The following is a 20,653-nucleotide window of genomic DNA, read 5'->3' as shown; positions in this document are numbered from 1 at the left end:
TCGATCGCTATAAACAGCAGAGTTTTTATTATCTGGAGGATAGAGAGGCGTCTCAAGACGACTCCTCTCTATCAAAACATCATTCAGCCTCAGTTACAATTAATAACCAGGGTTCTGTGTAAGTAAATTATTACTTATATCAATCTGAGTTTGAGGAATAGGCCATACCTCGTTCTTATTTGCCTTCCATCCTTTAGGCCCAAACACTTCGGCAGCCCTTCCCTGGCGGACAACGTCAAAATACCTGTCAGACTCCATAGCTAGTTCCACCTGCCGTTCATGATAAATAGCATTGCGTAACGCTGCTTTGTCTGTAGTCGTGACCGGAGGGAGCACGTTTGGATTTCCCTTACGGGCACGGGCTCTTACCAGCTCTAGCGATGCCAATGCCTGTGTCGGATTTCCAAGCTCGTTAGCTGCTTCAGCATTCATCAGGAGTACTTCTGCATAGCGAAGGACACGAACGTTCTGTTGCGAACCTCTGGGGTTGGCATTGTCCCAAGGAGTATTGAAGGGCACATAGGACTTCCCGTTGTAACGAACCGGGTCTCCAGCCACTGCGGTAATCGCATCACCGTACTTGGTTGTAGTCCCTACGAAAAGAATTGTCCCTTCCCTTCTTGTATCCCCAGGCTCAAATGCGTCGGCAAGGGTCTGAGTTGGCACGTTGAAGCCCCAGTAGCCGGACTGGGTTCTCACGCCCTGGACCTGAGAATACTGACTGTTACTGGCGCCGGCAATAGACGGATAGTACTCACATTGAATTTCAAAAATAGATTCGCTTGAATTCTCATTATTGATGCGAAACAAGTCCTGAAAATCAGGGAACAAGCTATATCCCATACCCATAACCTGATTGGTTAAAGCCAGAACAGCGTCCCACTTCTTCTGATACATGGCAACCTTAGCATGCATCGCCAAAGCGGCGCCTTTAGTAGCACGACCGATATCAGCGCTCCCGTATGACTGTGGAAGAGTGGCTGCAGCGTCGTCCAGATCTTTCTCTATAAGAGCATACACTTCAGATGCAGAAGCCCTGGGAATATTATAAGCAAGGGGATCCTGAGTAGGTTCGGTCCGCAAAGGAACTCCCCCGAAAGCCCTTACTAATCTGAAGTAAGAAAATGCTCTCACAAACTTCGCTTCAGCGATGTAGCGACTTTTAAGAGCTTCATCCATTTGAATATCTACAATATTCTTGATCACCTGATTGCACAGGTTAATATTTTGGTATTGACCTTCCCAAAAGCCGCCGAGCACACCATCAGTAGATGTCACAGAGAAATTGTCGAAATTATTCAGGAAGCTCGCATCATTAGGAGAGCTGCCTTTCTCCGCTTCGTCAGCAGCGAGGCTTTCAATAGCAATAGCAGGGAAGGCCGTATTGTTCCAGCTCCTTAGGTTGGCGTAAATTGCATTTACCCCTGCCCCTGCATCTTCCGGAGTTTTCCAGAAAGTCTGCGCCGGCTGCTTTCCTTGCGGGTCAACATCCAAAAAATCGTTCGTACAAGATGAAAAGGATAGAGTCATCGCCCCCAGAGCGATAATTATATTTCGTTTGTTTATATAATTCAGTAGTTTCATCGTCTGTCATTTAAAATGTAACATTAACGCCTAAGTTGTAGGTTGCGTATAGCGGATAAACATTTGCATCTATCCCTCTTGAAGTTGGCGAATAATCGACGCCTTCCTGCCTTCCGACTTCAGGGCTAAAGCCTTTATACTTGAAGATATTGATCGGATTTTGAGCATTTGCAAAAATTCGAATTCTCTGTGCTTTCCATTTGCTTAAAAGTGCGGCCGGAAGAGTATAGCCTAACTGAATATTACGCAGTCGTACATAAGATCCGTTTTCTACGAAGAACGAGTTAGGAGCGGCGTTGGTGGAACTACCGATCTGCACGGAAGGATAGGTATTGGAAGTTCCCTCTCCGTGCCATCTGTTGTCAAAAAAGTCCTTCGTAAAGTTTTCATTTCCGTAACGACGGCTAGGGTTTGCGTTATAGACATCCACGCCAGCCACTCCCTGAATGTCGATTGCCAGATCAAAATTCTTGTATGCGAAGCTCGAATTCAATCCGAAGTTGAATTTCGGGTTAGGATTACCCAGAGGCGTCCTGTCCTTTCCGTCAATGATCCCGTCATTATTAAGGTCCTCATACTTGAAATCCCCCGGCTTGGCAGTTGCCTTTTGTGCTGAAGCGGCAACCTCCGCAGCGTTCTGGAAAACGCCCGCAACGCGATAGCCATAGAACTCGCCGATTGGCCTTCCTAAAAGCGTCCTTGTGGCCAGAGAGCCGTTCGCCAAACCACTTCCCCCTTATATATCGGGTTCTCCCCTGTACGAACGCTAATGACCTTATTCTGATTGTATCCGAAGTTTCCACTGATTGAGTACGTCAAGCCGCCCGCTGTTTTATCTCTCCACGTTGATACAAATTCGAGTCCCCGGTTCCTGATATCGGCTTGATTTGCAATAATTTCACCAGCGCTTAAACCTAAAGAAGAGGGCACCGGAACACCAAATATTGCGTCCTCCGTCTTTTTGTTGTAGTAATCTATTTCAACACTCAGCCGATCTCTCAGAAAACCAGCCTCTAAACCAAGGTCGGTACCTGCAGTTCTTTCCCAATTCAAAAACTGAGGCACTACGGTTGTTATGCTTTTTCCGGTGTAAGGAGCGCCGTTGAAAAAAGCCACATATCCTCCGCCTTGAGTGATAGTCAAAGTTGTAGGATTTTCAGGAACGCCCGCATTACCAAGTTTACCCCAGCTTCCGCGCAACTTCAGGTTGCTAAACAGAGACTGATTTTGCATAAAAGGCTCATTCGAAATTATCCAGCCGGCACCTATTGAAGGGAAATATCCCCAAAGATCTCCTCCTCCATAAAATTGCGAAGCACCATCCGCTCTAAACGAAGCGTTTAATAAGTATCGGTCTTTGAAGGAATAATTTACGCGGCCGAAGTAAGATGCAGTCGTAGAAAGCTCTCCGCGATCGTCCACAATCCTATCATTTGCATTACCCAGACGTAAATAAAGATCGCCATCACTTGAGTTAGGGACGTTCCTGGCGGTAAGGTCCGTAAAATACATCTTTCTCCTCTGTGCCGTTTGCCCCGCTAAGAGGGTAATATTGTGATCCCCGAAGGTATTTTTGTAGGTTAGCGTGTTCTCAATGATCCAGTTGCGGGCCTCGGCTCTATTGACGTCTAGCCTGCTTATATCATTTCGCTGTGCCAGAGTGGCCGAATATACAGGCGTGTAACCCCTGATTTCATTCTGCCCAAACTCCCCACCGACACTTGTTCTGAATAACAAATTTTTAGAGACGTTTAATTCAGCATACGCATTTCCATTAACCCGGTAGTCCTGTGTTAAACGGTCAAAGAAGTCAATAGTGGCCTGAGGATTATAGTTAGCGCCCCCGCCCAGTTTAAAGGTTGCCGGATCCCCATAGGTACCATCGGCATTAAATACTGGCACTACAGGAGCGGCTCCAAACATTTGCGTGAATATGGAGCTATTAATATCATTTGACTTACTTCCGGTTCCGGAGACATTATATCCAACTTTAAGGAACTTCAACACTTGAAAATCGTTGGTCAGCCTCGCAGTATATCTCTTGTAATTATTTGTCGCCACAATCCCGTCCTGGTTTAGGTAACCCAGAGATAAATTGTACGTCGTTCTCTCGGTTCCGCCACTGATCGAAAGCGTATGATTGGTAACAGGAGCGTTCCTCAGGATCTGGTCATACCAATCAGTTCCCTTTCCAAGACTATTGGGATCAGTGAAAAGAGGAGTCGCTGAAAGCTCATTTATTAAAGTGGCATACTCAGACGCATTTGCCATCTTAACCTTGTTTGTCACGCGTTGGAAACCAAAGGTTCCGTTGTAGCTAATAACAGCGTCGCCTTTTTTACCCCGGTTGGTAGTCACCAATACTACTCCGTTAGCAGCTCTGATACCATAGATAGACGAACTGGAAGCATCCTTCAGGATACTCATGCTTTCGATGTCGCTAGGATTGAGAAAGTTAATATCGTCATACCACACTCCATCTACAACGTAAAGTACCCCGGCTTTCCCATAGATTGTTCCAGTTCCACGAATTGTAATTTGTGGAGCAGAACCAGGAGTACCGTTATTGGTGATAGACACCCCTGCAATCTTTCCCTGCAGGGCACTTACCGGGTTTACAGAGGCTTGTTTAGAAATTTCCTCCCCTTTCACCTGCGATACCGCACCGGTCACGTCCAATTTCCTCTGGGTGCCATACCCCACAACCACTACCTCTTGCAAGCTTTGCGCCGAGGCTCCTAATTTAACAGGGATGTTTGTTCTTCCGCCGATCGGCACCTCGGAGTTCTTGAAACCGACATAGCTAAATACTAATGTTCCATTCGAGGGAGCTTTAATCGTAAAGTCTCCTTTGATGCCAGTAGATGTTCCCTGATTTGTTCCTTTAACCTTAACGCTCACACCGATGAGCGGTTCATTACTGGCAGCATCAGTCACTTTTCCCGTAACTGTAATGCTTTGCTGCGCGTAAACGTTCCCCAGAAAAAGAAATAATACGAGAACAAAACCTGACAGGCTCGTAAAAAATTTTCTCATAATCAATTGAATTAGGTTGTTACTTTTTGGTCGTTTTACAAATAACCTTAGCAAATTTTAGAGTTAAAATTGACATAGCTAAATTTTTCGCTTTCACTTCACTACATCATCTTAAATAAAAATGACACAGATCACAAATTCAACAAATCATAAGAAGCTATTGTTTAATATTTTAGCCAGCAATTCCACATCTCAAAGTGTACCAACTACATACATCAATGACGACCGTCATAATTAGTCAAGTAAACATGTGATGAGAGGTAATGATGTAGTATTTAGAGCTGCATGAAGAACTCTGCGAGGTTTTTATCATGCTCTAAATTCAGCTTTTTACGCAATCTATATCGCCTGATCTCCACTCCGCGTAAGGAAATATTCAGTAAGGAAGCAATCTCCTTACTGCTCATGTTCATCCGTAGGTAGGCGCATAATATCAGGTCATTAGGGACGAGCTCCGGATACTGCGACTTCAGCTTCTTAAAAAAGTTCTCATGAGTCTCATTGAAACTCTTCTCGAATACGTTCCAGTCACGTTCATCGTTAACTCCTTCGTTGATCACCTTATCAATTTTTTCAACTGCTCCGATCCGAGCTTTTTGCCGGCGCTATCTTTCAGCGAGTACAGCTCATCCCGGATCTTTTGTAACAGCTCGTTCTTGTAGACGATATTCATCGCTGAATTAGCCAGTTCCCTATTTTTACTCTCCAGGTCCGCCTGTAACTGCTCCGTACGCAACTTTGTGATCTTCTGCTCATTTAGAATCGCTTCCTGCCTGAGCTGCTCCTCTTGTTCGGCCTGCAGCTTACGCTGAATACTCTCCTGATGACGCTGAAGCTTCCTGGCGTATTCCTTCCGCGCAAGGACATAGAACGCAATCAAAATCAGAAGATAAAACAGATAAGCCAGTGGACTTAAGTACCAGGGAGGAGAAATACTGAACGCGATAACTGCCGTTCCGGAAACGGATCTTCCATTCACCCTAGCGCGCACCAGAAATTTATAGTCGCCATGATCCAGATTGGTGAACTCCTTCGCCGCCTGAGTACTCCACACAGACCAACGGTCTGAATAGCCTTCCAGATAATATTGATACTCTATTTTGGCTTGGCGGTAATATGGAAGAGAAAAGCTCACCCTGATGCTATTCTTTTTATAGGGGATCACTGCAACGTTTGTCCCTGGCCCCTCTGCAATTACAGACGAGCTGTCAGTGGTGTTTTCAAGCTTCCTGATAACGGGGGAAGGCATAGACCTCCTGTCGCCCGCTGATAGCACTTCGTCGCCGTTGTAAATAGCAAAGCCATCGTCAATACTTATCAGGTACATGGCATTGTTAATGCGGCTTATGTTTTCATAATATTGAACCATTCGCCCATTAAGCACGGTAAAGCTGTTAGAGTCTATTGTGATCCTGCCGCCGTCCCCGAACTTAGCAAGGGCCGTTCTTCCGTGGTTGATAAACCAGTATTTCTTCGCTCCGGCAGCGATGATCTTGTTGGAGAATGCGAAGCTTCCAAGCTTTCTGTTGAGCTGCTCGTATCTCCTGAAATGATCCGAAATATCATCATACAAATAGAAGCCTGAGTCTGAGGAAAAGACTACGCGATTCTCGAACTCGAAGACGTTGATGTGATAGCTGCTCGGCAATCCTGACTTTTCGCCATAATACCTTGTACTAACCACGCGGCTTAAATCTTCGCTTAGTTCAAGGCGATAAACACCTTTATAAGCGTGTCCTACCCATACCTGGCCCCTTGTATCTTGTTCCACATACCTAGCAGGTTCCCTGAAGCCTGCTATTTCGTGTGAATAGATCCAGTTTCCCACTGCGTCCTTCTTGTACACCACTAGTCCTGTATAGGTGCCCTGTACAAGCTTAGCGGGGTTCGTACCCAGTCTCCTGATTGTCCAGCCACCACTGGCCTTTGAGATGGGGCTGAGGGCTCCATCCCTGACCAGGAAAGTGCCGCTATTGTGTCCGCACAGCAGCTGTCCGTCCATCAGGCTCAGATCCCATACCTGCCCCTGGGAGTTGGGAATCAGTTTAAAGTCGAAGTACTGAAAGTCTCCATTGTTCTTTGCGTCGAGGGAGCTGGAAAACAATCCCTGGTTCGTGCCCAGATAGATTTTCCCGTCATGAATAATGCTTGAATACACGGTCCCGAGGTCTCCCTTTCTGTCAAAGTAGAAATAAAGTGGCGAATTAAGTTCGACCCTGTCTATGCCATTGTCGAGGCCCGCCCATAAGTTCTGCTCGTCATCTGCAAATAAGCTCAGCACCGTATTATTCTGCAAGCCGCTCGACTTGTTTATCTTCTGTACCACTCTGCCCCTTTCATCAACAATCACGATTCCGTTCAGGATCGTCCCAAAGGCGAAATACCTGTTCATGAGAACAGCCCCGTTATTCAACTGGTACGTACTTAAAAACGAGTCCGCCTGATTTGCCCAGGGCTTCAGACTCTTCCCATCGTAAATAAAAAGGCCATTCTTGGCTGTACCGATAAGATACTTGTCACCCTGGAACGGCAATATCGATAGGATTCCGCTGCTGCTAAGAATTTCACTGTTTGGGATGGCAATGAGCTGAGTACCGCGGAGCTCAAACAGGCCCTTTAACATGACCTCTACAAAAAAGCGGTTTCGGACCTTGAAGAGGAAAAAGAACGGCTCCTCTTTCTTTACCACAGATATCTTACCATTTTCATAGATAAAGATCGAGGCAAATGATTGAAATATCACTTTCCGTCCATCCGTATAGATCTTCCATATTTCCTCTGTCAGCCTATGCCTGGCAGGAATCAATGAGGTCAGAGAGGTGTAAGTGAAACGGCCTGAGGTATTGAATGACCAGTAACCGATTTCCCCAAAAGCACCGGTATAGACCCTGCCAAAGCCGTCAGCTGCCACTGCCCGCACAATCAGGTGGTTCGGCATACGGTATTGTTGCCAGAAGCGGCCATCATACGCTAGTAGACCCTCACCATTTCCGAAATACATGACACCAGTCTTTGGATCCTTCGTAACCGACCAGTTCTGATTGCCCGACTGGTAGACGTTCTTGCTATAATTCTGAACGTAGGGAACGCCAAAGCTCTTAATTTCAGCACCCTTGGCCGAGGAGACAATCAGAATGGAGAAAATGGAAAGTACAACAAGATAAAATCCTGATATTTTAAACATTGAAATAATGAAAGAAGCCGTTTAGATTTATAAAAAGTGAGTGTACAGCTGTGCTACCACTTCTTAAAAATAAAAAAAACCGCCATAATTATGAAGCAGAATCCTACGATATGATTCCACGCAATCTTCTCGGTTTTAAAGAAGAAAACTGTAAAGATCAGAAAGATACTTATGGAAAGCGCCTCCTGAATCACTTTCAGCTGTAAGAGGCTGAAAGGGCCGCCGTTTTCCCTGAACCCATATTTATTGGCGGGTACCTGAAACGCGTATTCAGCCAGGGCGATGCCCCAGCTGATGAAGATTATTGCAACAAGCCCCAGCCCCTTACTCCATTCCATCTCCTTAAACTTAAGATGTCCATACCAGGCGAGGGTCATAAAAATATTGGAAATGCAGAGCATCCCTACAGTAAAAAGTGCTTTCATCTATATTTTACACTCTGAGAACAGAGTTCATTAGTACAGCGCAGCAGGACGAAGATCGCTTATAAATTCCTTCCTCCCTATCTTATTCAGATTCAACTGTTGCGGAACCTTAACATAATAACCCGTTCCATCATAAGGCCGTTTACGTGGATGCTCCTTACATTCCTCGGAGCAGCAGCCGTCCATTGCCCAGCCACAGTCATCGCATTGTGTGAAGTGCTCGTTGCACTCCGGATTAGCGCAGTTAATCATCTTAGCAGTGGTCTTGCCGCAATTGCGGCAAGTCGACACCACTACTGGGTTCACCGTATTGACGTCTACCGCGACGCGGTTATCAAACACATAGCATTTTCCTTCAAAATCCTTTCCACCTGCCTCTTTTCCGTACTTTATAATCCCTCCGTGCAGCTGATACACCTCCGTAAATCCTTCGTGCAGTAACAAGGCAGAGGCTTTCTCACATTTAATCCCACCGGTGCAATACGTAAGGATCTTCTTGTCCTTATACTGTGCGAGTTCGTTGATTTTCGACGGAAAATCACGAAAATTGTCGATATCGAGCGTAACGGCATTCTTAAAACGTCCCAGGTTGTGCTCGTAGTTAGAGCGGACGTCAAGGATAACAACGTCGTCCCTGTCTTTCATTTCGAGAAACTCTAAAGGTTCCAGGTGCACGCCTGTTCTCTTCTTAGGATCGATTATGTTCGGGTCGCGAAGTCCCGAGTGAACAATCTCGGGCTTGTACCTGCAATGCATCTTGACAAAGGATGGCTCGCTCACATCATCGATCTTAAACTCCGTCGCTGCGAACCGTAGGTCCGCAAGCACCGTATCCATATAGGTCTTACAAGCCTCAGCAGTGCCCGACACCGTTCCATTAAGGCCTTCGTCAGCCACAATAATGCGTCCGGTCAGCCCGATTGATTTACAAAACTCAAGATGATCAGCAGCGAATTCTTCTGCGTTCTCGATTGTAGTGTAACAGTAATAAAGAAGTGTTTGATATTGATTCATAATAACATTGATACTGCTGCAAACAGCGTAAAATGAATTACAAAGATACAAAAAACATGCGGGAGAGCCGCCTGCACAGAGGGCCCTATTTATTACTGGAGAGTTTCCGCTCAAGCGTCTCAGCCATCTTTAACGCATTGTATGCGTTTACCACTCCTCCCGAAATGCAAACGTCGCTGAATTTCACTTTTTTTGTAGCACCGTCCTCTTTTACCTTTACTTTCTGCTCCACCTTCGTCACAGACTTCATAATGATATCCTTCACCTGTACCGCCGATAATGCCGGGTAATAGGAGCGAATCAGCGCAGCTACACCTGCTACAACAGGTGAGGCCATGCTTGTGCCATCATTTTCCTTATACTTAGAGCCGGGGATCGTGGAGTTGATCTGCACGCCAGGTGCAAATACGTCGACAGAGCGTTTTCCGTAGTTTGAAAACTCAGCTACCAGCCCGTCGTCATTCTTCCATCCTGAGGCACCTACTTCTATCCAGTTTTGTGCCTGCAGTTTAGTAAATTTAAGAGTATCCTGCTCAACACGCAGGGCACCACCGCTCATGCCAGGCAAACCCATACCAGAGGGCCGTCCACCTGGAACAATCGACACGCGCTGATTCATGCCCCAATAATTCGCGTCCAGGCTGTCGGCGAATATCCTGGTAGGGAAGTTGTTCTCGAAATCAGTATTCTTAGAGTCATTGCCCGCAGCATGTACCAGAAGAACATCCTTCGTAGCCGCATATCTCACAGCGCTGTCTACCAGCTTCTTATCCCAGCTATAACTCTTGCCGAAGCTCATGTTAATCACCCGCGCACCATTGTCTACAGCGTACCGTATAGCATTCGCTACATCTTTGTCTCTTTCGTCACCATCAGGCACTGCCCGCACCGACATGATTTTCACGTTTTTAGCAACGCCCTTGATCCCGATCTTATTCGTTCTATCCGCCGCAACTATTCCGGCGACATGCGTGCCGTGGTCAGCGTCCGGCCCCTTCACGTCAGAATTCCCGTAACGGTGTTCTGCCCCGTTAGCATAATTATCGCCGATAGAATCGCGCGGATCGAAGTCCATGTTCAGGTTGTAATTCACCTGAGTGTGATAATATTGATAGCCCTCCTCCAGGTCATCCTTAAATTTCTTATAATCGGGTTCCTTCTTCAATTCCGATTTCACCACTTTTATAACCTTTGATTCAATATCGTTCTGAGGCTTGTAGTCGTCAAAATCCCGGATAGTCAGAGCTTCCTTTCCAATTCGTTTCGCGATAGTGTCGAGGTTCTTCCTTAAGATGGATATGTTTTCATAACCCATTCGCGCGTTCTCAAGTTTACCCATATAATCCGTCACCATCCGCTTATAAAGATTGAACTCCTTCCGTTCCTCCTTGCTTAAAGGGGTCGAGTTCAATACGGAGGCGTACTTGTCCTGGTATTTACGAATCAGGCGTACCACTTCGAGATTATCGTAGCGGATGCTGTAGTTGGGAGAGCCGAGAAAATTCCAGCCATGCACATCATCAACAAATCCGTTCTTATCGTCATCAGCCTTGTTACCGGCCTTTTCGCCAGGATTCCTCCACATTACGCTCTTCAGATCTTCATGCTCAGCATCTACGCCGCCGTCTATTACGGCAACGATCACTTCCTCACCCTTTTTTCCTTTCAGTAATTGATCATAGGCCCTCTCCGTGCTCACCCCGAAAACGCCGTCTTGCTGCAGATCGAGGTTTTGCCAGTTCTCCTTCGGTTTTTCTTTTTGTTGAGCAACAGCAAATGACGGAATGAACGCCGCTATCAGTAAGAATCTTTGTAAAAATGTCATGTTGTATATGTTAGTTCACAGCTTCTTAAACGAAGAACCGTGCCAATAATTTCGCACAATATAGAAATAAATGTTTAGTGATGTTTATTTTGGGGGATAACGAAAAAAGCCCGTCAGAATAAACTAACGGGCTTTGTAAAGGGTGGCACCGACCTACTCTCCCACGTGTTACCGCAGTACCATTGGCTCTGGCGGGCTTAACTTCTCTGTTCGGAATGGGAAGAGGTGGACACCGCCGATATAGGCACCTGAAGATCTTTTGAAAGTTGTAAGTGGTAAGTTATAAGTAATAAGTTTCCTTGCTACTCGATTACCTCAACTTATGCTTTCTAATATCTTTTGACTATATCAATAGTAAGTCTTATTACTTATCACTTACTACTTATTACTCAAATTAACATAATCAGAAGAAGTACTTGAAGAGATTACCAACAGAATGTCTGCTTTGAAAGCTTCGGGTAATTAGTACTACTTGGCTTTGATGTCACCACCTTTACACCTGTAGCCTATCAACGTGATAGTCTCTCACGACCCTATATGGAAGTCTCATCTCGTGGCTAGTTTCGCACTTAGATGCTTTCAGCGCTTATCTATTCCAAACTTAGCTACTCTGCAGTACAGCTGGCGCCATAACAGATTCACCAGAGGTTTGTCCATCCCGGTCCTCTCGTACTAAGGACAGCCCCACTCAAACTTCCTACGCCCACAACAGATAGGGACCGAACTGTCTCGCGACGTTCTGAACCCAGCTCGCGTGCCACTTTAATCGGCGAACAGCCGAACCCTTGGGACCTTCTCCAGCCCCAGGATGTGACGAGCCGACATCGAGGTGCCAAACCTCCCCGTCGATATGAGCTCTTGGGGGAGATCAGCCTGTTATCCCCAGCGTACCTTTTATCCTTTGAGCGATGGCCCTTCCATGCAGAACCACCGGATCACTATATCCGTCTTTCGACCCTGATCGACTTGTCTGTCTCACAGTCAAGCAAGCTTATGCTATTGCACTCCCCGTACGGTTACCAAGCGTACTGAGCTTACCTTTGAAAGCCTCCGTTACCTTTTTGGAGGCGACCACCCCAGTCAAACTACCCACCAAACAATGTCCTCATACTCAGACGAGTTAGACACCGAGTACAGAAAGGGCGGTATTTCAAGGTTGGCTCCACAAGCGCTGGCGCGCCTGCTTCACTGCCTCCCGCCTATCCTACACATCCTGTACCCAATATCAATGTTAAGTTGTAGTGAAGGTGCATGGGGTCTTTCCGTCCCGTTGCGGGTAACCGGCGTCTTCACCGATACCACAATTTCACCGAGCTCATGGCTGAGACAGCGCCCAGATCGTTACACCATTCGTGCAGGTCGGAACTTACCCGACAAGGAATTTCGCTACCTTAGGACCGTTATAGTTACGGCCGCCGTTTACCGGGGCTTCGATTCAATGCTTCTCCTTGCGGATGACATCCCCTCTTAACCTTCCGGCACCGGGCAGGTGTCAGGCCTTATACCTCATCTTTCGATTTTGCAAAGCCATGTGTTTTTGTTAAACAGTCGCCTGGGCCTTTTCACTGCGGCTGCCATTGCTGACAGCGCCCCTTCTCCCGAAGTTACAGGGCCATTTTGCCGAGTTCCTTAGCCATGATTCACTCGAGCACCTTAGGATTCTCTCCTCGACTACCTGTGTCGGTTTACGGTACGGGTTTTTATAACCTGAAGCTTAGCGGATTTTCTTGGAAGTCTGCTTACCTGCTCTATCAGCGCCCCCGAAGGTTTGCTGTACTATTGGGCCTCAGCACCACAGGCGGATTTGCCTACCCGTGATATACCTACACCTTTTAACGAACTATTCCGTCAGTTCGCGGCAGTGTCACTACTCCGTCTCCACATCGCAGTTATAAAAAGTACTGGAATATTAACCAGTTGTCCATCGGATTAGCCACCCGGCGTCTCCTTAGGCCCCGACTAACCCTGATCCGATTAGCGTTGATCAGGAAACCTTAGTCTTTCGGTGGGCAGGTTTCTCTCCTGCCTTATCGTTACTTATGCCTACATTTGCTTTTCCAATCTCTCCACAATCCCTTACGAGACTGCTTCGCTGATATTGGAATGCTCCCCTACCATACATTGCTGTATCCATAGCTTCGGTATACCACTTGATGCCCGTTTATTATCCATGCCCGATCGCTCGACTAGTGAGCTGTTACGCACTCTTTAAATGAATGGCTGCTTCCAAGCCAACATCCTAGCTGTCTGTGCAATCGGACCTCGTTAGTTCAACTTAGCGGTAATTTAGGGACCTTAGCTGATGGTCTGGGTTCTTTCCCTCTCGGCGCGTGACCTTAGCACCCCGCGCCTCACTGCAGTGTATATTTAATAGCATTCGGAGTTTATCTGGATTTGGTAGGATTTGACTCCCCCGCACCCAATTAGTAGCTCTACCTCTATTAAACTTTACCACCACGCTGTTCCTAAAAACATTTCGGGGAGTACGAGCTATTTCCCAGTTTGATTGGCCTTTCACCCCTACCCTCAAGTCATCCGGAAGCTTTTCAACGCTTATCGGTTCGGTCCTCCAGTACCTGTTACGGCACCTTCAACCTGCTCAAGGGTAGATCACAAGGTTTCGCGTCTACCTCCTCTGACTATACGCCCTATTCAGACTCGCTTTCGCTTCGGCTGCGTGACTTAATCACTTAACCTTGCCAGAGAAGAGTAACTCGTAGGCTCATTATGCAAAAGGCACGCCGTCACACATTACTGTGCTCCGACCGCTTGTAAGCACACGGTTTCAGGTTCTATTTCACTCCCCTGTTCGGGGTTCTTTTCACCTTTCCCTCACGGTACTGGTTCACTATCGGTCTCTCAGGAGTATTTAGCCTTACCGGATGGTGCCGGCAGATTCCCACAAGGCGTCTCCAACCTCGCGGTACTCAGGATACCACTAGAATAGTATTGTTTACAAATACGCAGCTATCATGCTCTCTGGCCGGGCTTCCCATCCCGTTCTTCTTAGCTTTACTATTCATGTTGTGGTCCTACAACCCCAGGTATGCCGTAACATAACTGGTTTGGGCTCTTTCCCTTTCGCTCGCCACTACTCAGGAAATCATTATTATTTTCTCTTCCTATGCTTACTTAGATGTTTCAGTTCAGCACGTTCGCGCTATTGCAATCAGTCTTCAACTGATTAGGTTTCCCCATTCGGAAATCTGCGGATCAATTCATATTTGCTAATCCCCGCAGCTTATCGCAGCTTATCACGTCCTTCTTCGCCTCTGAGAGCCAAGGCATCCCCCGTGTGCCCTTTCTTACTTTCTTCTTATCATATGCTTTTGCTCATATGATAATGCCTTTTATTGAGTTGTAAGTTGTAAGTTCTAAGTTCTAAGTTCGAAGTTTTCTGCCTTGCGGCTTATTACTTATCACTTGTTACTTATCACTTTTCTACAACTCTTCTGTTGTTGTTTCTTCAATTACTTCTTCCAATATGTCAAAGAACGTTTGAGAGTTGTAAGTTCTAAGTTGTAGGTTGTAAGTCGTTTGACTTATCACTTACCACTTATTACTCACCACTTTCACTGTGGAGAATAACGGATTCGAACCGTTGACCCCCTGCGTGCAAGGCAGGTGCTCTAGCCAGCTGAGCTAATTCCCCGTTTGAGTTTTCGAGTTCTAAGTCTTAAGTTGTACGTTGTAAGATTCTCTTACTACTTATTACTTACCACTTATTACTCCCTCGCCTGTAGTCCCGAGCAGATTTGAACTGCTGACCCCTACATTATCAGTGTAGTGCTCTAACCAAGCTGAGCTACGGGACTGTTTCTTCCAATCACGCCAGCCCTTCTGGCTATTGCCACCGATTCTGGCTTTCCTCTTTCGGGTTTTTTTAAGCTTTTAGTTATTAGCAGCTGGGTGTTGGCTTTCGCCTTCCCTCTTGCTTTTTGCTAAGTGCTTTTTCTCTTTTGTTTTTTTGAAATGTCTTTTCTTCTCTCTAATAGCTAACAGCTAACTGCTAATAACTATTAAAAGAATATCCGTAGCATAACAGGCTCAATTCACCACTCTAGAAAGGAGGTATTCCAGCCACACCTTCCGGTACGGCTACCTTGTTACGACTTAGCCCCAGTTACCGGTTTTACCCTAGGACGCTCCTTGCGGTTACATACTTCAGGTACCCCCAGCTTCCATGGCTTGACGGGCGGTGTGTACAAGGCCCGGGAACGTATTCACCGCGTCATTGCTGATACGCGATTACTAGCGAATCCAACTTCATGAGGTCGAGTTGCAGACCTCAATCCGAACTGTGAATGACTTTTTGAGATTGGCATCATATTACTATGTAGCTGCCCTCTGTATCACCCATTGTAGCACGTGTGTAGCCCCGGACGTAAGGGCCATGATGACTTGACGTCGTCCCCGCCTTCCTCTCTGTTTGCACAGGCAGTCTGAATAGAGTCCCCAACTTTACTTGCTGGCAACTATTCACAGGGGTTGCGCTCGTTGCGGGACTTAACCCAACACCTCACGGCACGAGCTGACGACAGCCATGCAGCACCTAGTTTCCTGTCCCGAAGGACTGACTCATCTCTGAGTCATTCAGTAACTTTCAAGCCCGGGTAAGGTTCCTCGCGTATCATCGAATTAAACCACATGCTCCTCCGCTTGTGCGGGCCCCCGTCAATTCCTTTGAGTTTCACCCTTGCGGGCGTACTCCCCAGGTGGAACACTTAACGCTTTCGCTTAGACGCTGACCGTGTATCGCCAACATCGAGTGTTCATCGTTTAGGGCGTGGACTACCAGGGTATCTAATCCTGTTTGATCCCCACGCTTTCGTGCCTCAGCGTCAATTAAACTTTAGTAAGCTGCCTTCGCAATTGGTGTTCTGTGACATATCTATGCATTTCACCGCTACTTGTCACATTCCGCCTACCTCAGGTTTATTCAAGTCCATCAGTATCAAAGGCACTGCGATAGTTGAGCTACCGTCTTTCACCCCTGACTTAACAGACCGCCTACGCACCCTTTAAACCCAATAAATCCGGATAACGCTTGGATCCTCCGTATTACCGCGGCTGCTGGCACGGAGTTAGCCGATCCTTATTCTTACCGTACATTCAGCCTCTTTCACGAAAGAGGGTTTATTCCGGTACAAAAGCAGTTTACAACCCATAGGGCCGTCTTCCTGCACGCGGCATGGCTGGTTCAGGCTTGCGCCCATTGACCAATATTCCTTACTGCTGCCTCCCGTAGGAGTCTGGTCCGTGTCTCAGTACCAGTGTGGGGGGTCATCCTCTCAGATCCCCTAGACATCGTCGCCTTGGTAAGCCATTACCTTACCAACTAGCTAATGTCACGCATGCTCATCTTACTCCTATAAATATTTGATCATAATATGATGCCATATCATGATGTTATGCGGTGTTAATCCGGATTTCTCCGGGCTATCCCCCTGAGTAAGGTAGATTGCATACGCGTTACGCACCCGTGCGCCACTGTCATCAGAACCGAAGTCCTGAATCTCGTTCGACTTGCATGTATTAGGCCTGCCGCTAGCGTTCATCCTGAGCCAGGATCAAACTCTCCATTGTAATGAAGTTTGTCTCTGACTCTATTTTCTCAAATAGAATCGTTTTTATTAATGCTATTCGATGAATTGACTTAGGATAACTTGTTTTTGTTTATAACAGATATTCCTACCTGTTATGCTACATGACATTTCTTTTTAAGAACTTTTGCGCCTCCCTCTCTCAGTTCGGCTTTTATCTAAATCCTTCCGGCTTTTCAGCCTTCCGTATTTTGAATCTTTTCAGTTTCACTCCCGGCGTCGCGCCGTTTGCTTCGTTTTGGGATTGCAAAGGTGAGAATCTTTTTCGAATTCTGCAAGAAGTTTTTTTAATTTTCTTTTCGCTTTCTCTTCTCGTTTTCAATCTCTTAAGCCTTGCGCTTATTCCCTGTTTCCCTCTCGGAAAACCCCTCGTTTGGGGAGGGCAAAGATGAACATCTTTTTTGATTTCTGCAAGAAGTATTTTTTATTTTCTTCTGCTTCTTTCTTTCCCGATTTTCATCCTCCTAAGCCTTGCGCTTATCCTCCTTTTTCTTCGAACCGAAGTCCGTCGTTTTGGGACTGCAAAGGTGAGAATCTTTTTTCGTTTCTGCAAGAAGTATTTTAAAATTATTTCTCGCTTCCCTTTTCTCTCTTTTTATGCGTGTAAACGCCTAAAATCACCTCTTCTCTACTTTCACCTTCAGATGGTCTTGCACCCTCTTTCCCGTTTGGGGACTGCAAAGATGCACACTTTTTCCTCCCTACACAAATCTTTTTTCATTTCTTTCTAAACTTTCTCCCACTTGCTTTGTTAAACCCCGCCCGAAGAGCTGGGCGATAGTCTGTTACAGTCGATCTCCCGGCAAAGATTATTGTATGCACCGCTCCAATCTCTCCCTTTTCACATTCATCTCACGCAGAAACCGGTATCTGCTGGTCATGTAGACATAATCAGCTAACAGCCCTGCGCTCACTTGCGATACGTTTTTAGCAACAGGCTATATAAGATGTATAGACTATACAGTCCGGACTCTAATTGAGCAAACGAAAAAACAGATATAATCAATAACATGTCTGCGACTGTTGCAGCATCGCCCCGGTAGCGAAAGGCGGTATAGCGCCGTTAGCCAGATGGCCGACCCGAGTGGCCACACTCCGTTAATAAAGCTTGCATGGAGATCTATTAGCTAATCAAGCTGTCAAGCCCCCTGGTTAGTTCGTGATTGTACAACATACGTTTATCCAGTACCTGACTGCTCAGCAGCCCTACCCTTTCTGCAAAGACATGGCGGATATAGAGTCTATGCCTGAGGATAGTCAGCTGAGTTCAACCTGGATTCACGACTTCTACTGTATAATCCAATCAGGAATACCCGTTCCTCCTGTATAATTAAATCAGGATTTATTCATTAATCTGTATAGTTATTTCAGGACAAGACAATATGCTATTCCAGGAAGAGAATCCTCCTGCCCCTGTCCTGACCGGGCTTCGAGCTGCTTCGGCATTCCTTCGACAATGCTTCGGCACTTCTTCGAAAGGCGCCGAAGATTTGTCGAAGCATCGTAAAGGGAGTGTAAAGGATCCCCCGGACAGCCTCAGGACAGGGTCAGGAACGGGTCAGGAACGGCGGCAAGAGCTAGTTCAGGAACGGCCCCAAGTATTACGGCTCGAGACTCGCCGGCCCCAACGTCCCCCGATCCTTCTGAGCACAAAAAGCAGGCAGATGGGGAACGCACAGCAAACCGGATCTCCTCTTCCCCCAGTCGCCCATTTATTTGTAGCTTTACAGCTCATGAGCAACAAATTTCCATCGGCTTTGCTTCGTTCTCTTATTCAGGAACATGGGATAGAAGACCAGGCATTTATAGATACACACGAACGCGGCGCCCAAGTAACCTCCGTGCGACTGAATCCCAAAAAGAGAATTACCAAATTTGATCAGGCAGAATTAGTTCCCTGGTGTGCAGATGGACGCTACCTTGCGGAAAGGCCGTCGTTTATTGCTGATCCTCTGTTTCACGCCGGATGCTATTACGTACAGGAGGCATCGTCGATGTTTCTTGAGCAAATTTTAAAACACACATGCGACCTCGAAAGCAACCTTCTGGTTCTGGATCTTTGCGCAGCTCCGGGTGGCAAGAGCACCCTGATCGCCTCCTTAATCAATGACCAGAGCCTGCTTGTATCCAATGAGATCATCAAAAGCAGAGTGCCAGTTCTTTCAGACAACCTCACGAAGTGGGGCACGTCAAATTGCGTCGTCACGAACAACGATCCCCGCGACTTTAACCGGCTTGATGGCTATTTTGATGTCATGGTGGTAGACGCGCCCTGCTCCGGATCGGGGATGTTCAGAAAAGACCCTATGGCAATAAACGAATGGTCTGAAAACAACGTCCAGCTTTGCAGCGAACGGCAGCAAAGAATACTGGCTAATGCCTGCCCCGCGCTGGCACAAGGCGGCGTTCTGATCTATTCAACCTGCTCTTACTCCAAAAAGGAAAACGAAGATATAGCAGACTGGCTTTGCGACACCTATGGCCTTAAGACAATCCGTATCCCCCTTGATGCGTCCTGGGGAATTGAAGAAACGGAGTCTGACAAACACCGGTGTTTCGGCTATCGCTTTTATCCGCACCAGATAAAAGGAGAAGGCTTCTTTATTACCTGTTTTCAAAAGACAGAAGGAGACGTTAAGCACGCCGAATCTTCAAAAGCGCTACGCATAAACGCATCAGACGAAAGCATTTTAAAAAGATGGATCCATGAACCCGACCACACCATCCATCCGGCAAAAGACGGCTACTGCTTTATTGCCCCGCAATTTCTTGCGGACGTCAGACACCTGCAGTCACGGCTTTATGTGAAAAAGTCGGGCGTATATGCCGGAAAAATTGTCGGCAAAGATCTTGTGCCGGATCAGGAACTCGCACAGAGTTTGCTCCTGTCCCCCAACATCCAGCGGGCAGAGCTTGATGAGGAGCAGGCACTAATGTACCTTCGAAAAGACACTCTCGAACTTGACGGTCTACCCACCGGCTGGACGCTGATGTGCTATCAGGACTTCGGGCTTGGCTGGGCAAAGGTACTGCCCAACCGCATCAACAACTACTACCCCAGGGAGATGAGGATACTCAAGGAATTTTAGGGAGCATCATTACCCTCGTCGCGGTTCCAAAGCTGCCCCGCCAGCAAAGCACACATCAGCAGGTTAGTAAACACAAAGGGAGCACCCACACTGTAGGTATAAGGATTCTCTCTGAAGCCGGCGAATGAAACAAAGGTGAGAAGAAACGACCAGGCAAAATATGCCGAACAGATCGAAACAAGAACAATGGAGCATAGCACGGCGACTTTACTATTGAAGATCAGGTGAAGAAGTAGGGGCAGAAGTACAACTACCGGCCAGAGACCAAAGCTTCCAAACAGATACAGCGCTACAACGATAAAATAAAGGTCAGGAAGTTTGTCAAGCAGGAACCGGTTCATTCCTGGCGTTTTCATTTCTTTATTGGTTAAGTTTCCATAAAGTTATGAATTAGTAATCAATTATTTCCACTTGCGAAATAAAAAAAATACCAGGTTCGGCAGAAATGAACAGTGCGAAGAAAACAAACCGGCTCAATACGGGAGCGACGAGCAGATGACAAGACTCAATACTGGCCCGTCGACAGCATCACTAACGTACAGCCCTCAACGATCTCTATGCCTTTTTGCTGAGCCATCGCCTCCAGCTCAGGATTCTCTGTGCCAGGGTTAAATATGATGCGTTTTGGTTTGGTATTGAGGATATAGTCGTACAGAGGAGGCTGGTTGCGCGTGCCTACGTAAAGAGTAATGGTATCAATATCGTCGTGTATCGTTTGGGCGGGCTCTATAGGAACACCTGCCACTTCACCTTTCTTTATGCCCACGTTCACTATATCATGGCCATGTCTCACAAGCTTATTAGACGCTAAATAAGCATAACGGCCAGGGTCAGGTGTAGCACCTATTACAAGAGTCTTTTTCATCGTACATTTTATTAAAACCTGCAGAACT

11 protein-coding genes, 2 tRNA genes and 3 rRNA genes are annotated in these 20,653 nt (G+C 46.7%); 1 reads left to right on the top strand and 15 read right to left on the bottom strand.

From position 1 onward, the window contains the following. Positions 1-99 precede the first annotated feature (99 nt). The 13 genes from ACES2C_RS09790 to ACES2C_RS09730 all read right to left on the bottom strand — a co-directional run bounded on the left by ACES2C_RS09790 (position 100) and on the right by ACES2C_RS09730 (position 16,654). Positions 100-1,584, bottom strand: coding sequence for a RagB/SusD family nutrient uptake outer membrane protein (locus ACES2C_RS09790; protein WP_374166754.1), 1,485 nt, complete (start codon positions 1,582-1,584; stop codon positions 100-102). Positions 1,585-1,594: 10 nt separating this feature from the next. Further along, positions 1,595-2,308 carry a hypothetical protein gene (locus ACES2C_RS09785; protein WP_374166753.1) on the bottom strand — a complete coding sequence of 238 codons (714 nt, stop codon included), beginning with the start codon at positions 2,306-2,308 and terminating at the stop codon, positions 1,595-1,597. Continuing rightward, on the bottom strand, positions 2,272-4,620 hold the full coding sequence (locus tag ACES2C_RS09780; RefSeq protein WP_374166752.1) for a SusC/RagA family TonB-linked outer membrane protein: 2,349 nt from the start codon (positions 4,618-4,620) through the stop codon (positions 2,272-2,274). The genes ACES2C_RS09785 and ACES2C_RS09780 overlap by 37 nt, the downstream gene beginning before the upstream one ends. A gap of 275 nt (positions 4,621-4,895) precedes the next feature. Beyond that, the gene (locus ACES2C_RS09775; RefSeq protein WP_374166751.1) at positions 4,896-5,180 is read right to left on the bottom strand and encodes a helix-turn-helix transcriptional regulator; all 285 of its coding nucleotides are present in this window, start codon (positions 5,178-5,180) and stop codon (positions 4,896-4,898) included. Further along, the gene (locus tag ACES2C_RS09770) at positions 5,177-7,804 is read right to left on the bottom strand and encodes a triple tyrosine motif-containing protein (protein WP_374166750.1); all 2,628 of its coding nucleotides are present in this window, start codon (positions 7,802-7,804) and stop codon (positions 5,177-5,179) included. The genes ACES2C_RS09775 and ACES2C_RS09770 overlap by 4 nt, the downstream gene beginning before the upstream one ends. A gap of 53 nt (positions 7,805-7,857) precedes the next feature. Then, on the bottom strand, positions 7,858-8,229 hold the full coding sequence (locus tag ACES2C_RS09765; protein ID WP_374166749.1) for a DMT family protein: 372 nt from the start codon (positions 8,227-8,229) through the stop codon (positions 7,858-7,860). Between the two features lie 30 nt (positions 8,230-8,259). Then, positions 8,260-9,243, bottom strand: a complete 984-nt coding sequence (locus tag ACES2C_RS09760; protein WP_374166748.1) for a rhodanese-related sulfurtransferase — start codon at positions 9,241-9,243, stop codon at positions 8,260-8,262. 85 nt (positions 9,244-9,328) lie between these two features. After that, on the bottom strand, positions 9,329-11,068 hold the full coding sequence (locus tag ACES2C_RS09755) for a S8 family peptidase (protein WP_374166747.1): 1,740 nt from the start codon (positions 11,066-11,068) through the stop codon (positions 9,329-9,331). Positions 11,069-11,208: 140 nt separating this feature from the next. Beyond that, positions 11,209-11,320, bottom strand: a 5S ribosomal RNA gene (gene rrf, locus ACES2C_RS09750). Between the two features lie 191 nt (positions 11,321-11,511). Then, positions 11,512-14,383, bottom strand: a 23S ribosomal RNA gene (locus ACES2C_RS09745). 263 nt (positions 14,384-14,646) lie between these two features. Next, a tRNA-Ala gene (locus tag ACES2C_RS09740) sits at positions 14,647-14,720 on the bottom strand. Between the two features lie 88 nt (positions 14,721-14,808). Then, positions 14,809-14,883 (bottom strand) — tRNA-Ile (locus ACES2C_RS09735). A 249-nt stretch (positions 14,884-15,132) separates the two neighbouring features. Next, positions 15,133-16,654 (bottom strand): 16S ribosomal RNA (locus ACES2C_RS09730). The 16S, 23S and 5S rRNA genes sit together here with 2 tRNA genes alongside, the layout of an rRNA operon. A 1,681-nt stretch (positions 16,655-18,335) precedes the next feature. On the opposite strand from ACES2C_RS09730, the gene ACES2C_RS09725 reads away from it, so the two are divergent. Continuing rightward, a complete protein-coding gene (locus tag ACES2C_RS09725; protein WP_374166746.1) occupies positions 18,336-19,760 on the top strand; it encodes an RNA methyltransferase in 1,425 nt (474 codons plus the stop codon). Here ACES2C_RS09725 and ACES2C_RS09720 read toward each other — a convergent pair. Next, on the bottom strand, positions 19,757-20,116 hold the full coding sequence (locus tag ACES2C_RS09720) for a hypothetical protein (protein ID WP_374166745.1): 360 nt from the start codon (positions 20,114-20,116) through the stop codon (positions 19,757-19,759). The two genes, ACES2C_RS09725 and ACES2C_RS09720, sit on opposite strands and share 4 nt — an antisense overlap. A 149-nt stretch (positions 20,117-20,265) precedes the next feature. Then, complete coding sequence (locus tag ACES2C_RS09715) at positions 20,266-20,625, bottom strand: CoA-binding protein (protein ID WP_374166744.1); 360 nt, start codon at positions 20,623-20,625, stop codon at positions 20,266-20,268. Positions 20,626-20,653: the final 28 nt, after the last annotated feature.

Origin of the sequence: Arcticibacter sp. MXS-1 (assembly GCF_041902385.1) — a bacterium.
Lineage (GTDB): Bacteria > Bacteroidota > Bacteroidia > Sphingobacteriales > Sphingobacteriaceae > Arcticibacter.
This window is presented reverse-complemented; position numbering and strand designations above follow the sequence as displayed.